Source organism: Fusibacter sp. (genome assembly GCF_057447755.1).
The window spans coordinates 1-2,930 of the sequence record NZ_JBVBZF010000397.1; the positions used below are offsets into that span (position 1 = coordinate 1).

The 2,930-nt window shown below is 38.8% G+C and carries 2 protein-coding genes; both read left to right on the forward strand.

The features are described 5' to 3' along the window. On the forward strand, positions 1-828 hold an 828-nt coding region (locus tag AC220I_RS20765), incomplete at its 5' end, for a proton-conducting transporter transmembrane domain-containing protein (RefSeq protein WP_486725779.1). 12 nt (positions 829-840) lie between these two features. After that, entirely contained in the window at positions 841-2,895 is a 2,055-nt protein-coding gene (locus AC220I_RS20770; RefSeq protein WP_486725780.1) for a complex I subunit 5 family protein, read from the forward strand. Positions 2,896-2,930 lie beyond the last annotated feature (35 nt).

Consider the following 2,930-nt stretch of genomic DNA (forward strand, 5'->3'; position numbering starts at 1 on the left):
CACTCATGGCTTCCAAATGCCATGGTAGCACCAACACCTGTTAGTGCCCTGCTTCATGCAGTGGCAGTTGTAAAAAGTGGTGTTTTTTCATTGATCAGGATCACTTATTTTGTCTTTGGTGCTCAGGTGGTTAAGTCTGTTGAAGCCGCAAGGTTTTTAATCCCCTTTGTAGTCATAACAGTTGTTATGGGGTCTTTACTAGCCCTTCATCAGGATCATTTGAAAAAAAGGTTGGCATATTCCACCATTTCACAACTTGGTTACATCCTACTAGGCATTTTAATGCTAAATCCAAATGGATTAATAGGCGCTATTCTTCATATGATTAATCACGCAGTTATCAAAATCACGCTGTTTTTTGCAGTGGGTGCAATATCACATATGACACATAAAAAGTACATTCATCAGATTAACGGTCTAGGTAAAAAAATGCCAATCACCTTTATCTGCTTTACGATTGCAGCGGTTTCTCTTGTAGGGATTCCGCCAACAAATGGTTTTGTAAGCAAGTGGTTCCTTGGAATCGGTGCGCTGGATGCAAACAACTTATTCTATATATTTATACTCTTGTTAAGTGCCTTCTTTACAGCGGGCTATTTATTTCCAATCTCGGTTACAGCCTTTTTTGTAAATGAAAGTCATGAGTTGAAAGCGGATGATGATTATGTTCATGCAGAACCTAGTGGTCAAGTACTGGAGGGCTCATTGGACCCTTCACCCTATATGCTGGTACCTATTGTGATCTTGACGATTATTGTTATAGGGCTGGGGATTTTTCCAAATGCAGTCATAAGCTTTTTAGGCGATGTTGTAGCAGATGCTTTTTAAGGAGGGAAATACATGTTGACTTTAGTAACCATTTTAATTCTCCCTTTATTGGGCGCATTTATAGGCTATTATATTGGTACAAAAAAAGAAATGAAGCGAGATATGTTCAATATCATCTTAACGGCAATCGAATTGATTCTCGTCATGACGCTTTATCCTGCCGTTAAAGAACATGCAATTGAATATGTCATGCCAAATGTCATGGGGACTGGGTTACATCTTAAGGTGGATATGCTTAGGTATTCTATGCTCTTTATTTCTGCCCTGGCGTGGTTTTTAACGACGATGTACTCAACCCAGTATCTCATTAAGAAGAAAAACAGAAATCGTTATTACTTCTTTTTTATGCTGACCTACGCCATGACTATAGGTGTTTTCATGTCTGAAAACATTTTGAATCTATTTACATTTTTCGAAGGGATGTCTTTGACCTCATATGCCTTGGTAATCCATGATGAAGATAAATACAGTCATGATGCGGGGAAATCTTACTTGGCAATGGCCATAGCAGGTGGTCTGGTCATGCTCTTTGGTATATTCCTAGCATTTGACTATACAGGGACACTGGATATTGGCGATATGGGTAAGATCTTGCCAACGCTTGGGTCAGTAAAATATGTGGTGGCCATTCTGATCATGTTTGGTTTTATGATTAAGGCAAGCGTCTTTCCGCTTCATACGTGGTTGCCAAAGGCTTATACGGCAGCACCAACGCCTTCAAGCGCATTGCTTAGTGGCATTCTCTTGAAAACGGGTCTTTTTGGCATCATCATCGTTTTAGTGGAGCTCATGGACTTCAATTTTTCTCTTTCATTGCTCATCTATTGTCTAGGTCTTGTAAACATCTTTTTAGGCGGTATTTTGGCAATTATGCAACGTAATGTAAAACGTATTATCGCCTATAGCAGCATGAGTCAAACGGGATTTATGCTCATGGGGATTGGCCTCGTGGGGATCTTGGGTCAAGAGGGTGGTCTAGCCCTAAGTGCAACCATACTCTATATGATTAACCATGCGCTTTTTAAGATATTACTCTTTATGGGTACAGGCATTATATACATGATTCTTGGTGAACTCAGTATCAACAAAATCAGTGGGTTTGGACGAAGAAAAAATAAGTTGAAAGCCTTTTTCCTCATTGGGGTTCTGGGTTTATGTGCTCTCCCGGGTTTTAACGGTTTTATTTCCAAGACGCTTTTACATGAAGCTATCATTGAGGCCTATCACAGCACCCACCACGTCTTTTTTATCGCCACAGAATACCTATTCATCATTGGTGGTGGTCTAACGGTGGCATATATGCTTAAGCTCTTTGTGGCCATCTTTATGGTGGATAACCCTGAGTATTATGGTCAATACAACGAACTCGTCAGTAAGAGAGCCCTCATTCCCATGGGGATTTTAGCCTCTTTGATTGTGTTTATCGGGGTGTTTCCAAAGACAATACTTGAACCCTTAATTGACTATGCCAATAGGATTAACCTTCATTCAGAAGGTCATATCAATTTGTATAGCCTTGAGACCATAAAATATGCCATGTTTTCACTGATCATTGGAACTTTAATCTACTTCATGGTCATCAAGAGAAAACTCTATGTTAAGCAAAAAAACGGTGGGGTCTATTTCAATCCGTCATTGGCTTGGTTAAATATAGAAACCGATATATTTGAACCTATTATTAGATTCTTGTTTAAAGTTTTCAGTATTTTATTTAACCTTATAGACAATTGGCTTTTATTCACTGCTAGAATTATTGCGCAGGCGTTCAGACACTTATCCAACATAGATGTCGTTTCACCAATTTACAACGAACTGAAAGAAGTCCCAAATGATCTTAATATCGCCATTGCGGATATGAGTGCTAAGACTGAGGCGATAAAACAGATGGAGATTAATATCAACTTACATCAAAATGCTGAAATAGAACTGCTTCAGAATCAGACTTCTAAACTTAAGGAACTCATAGAAAAGGGACATTCAAGACTGACAAGCATCACAAATTCCATCTTCTTATTTGGAATGGTGGTCGTATGTTCCCTAATATTCGTATATGTTATAGGTAACTAAAGAGCGGAAACGCTCTTTTTTTTATGACTTAAATC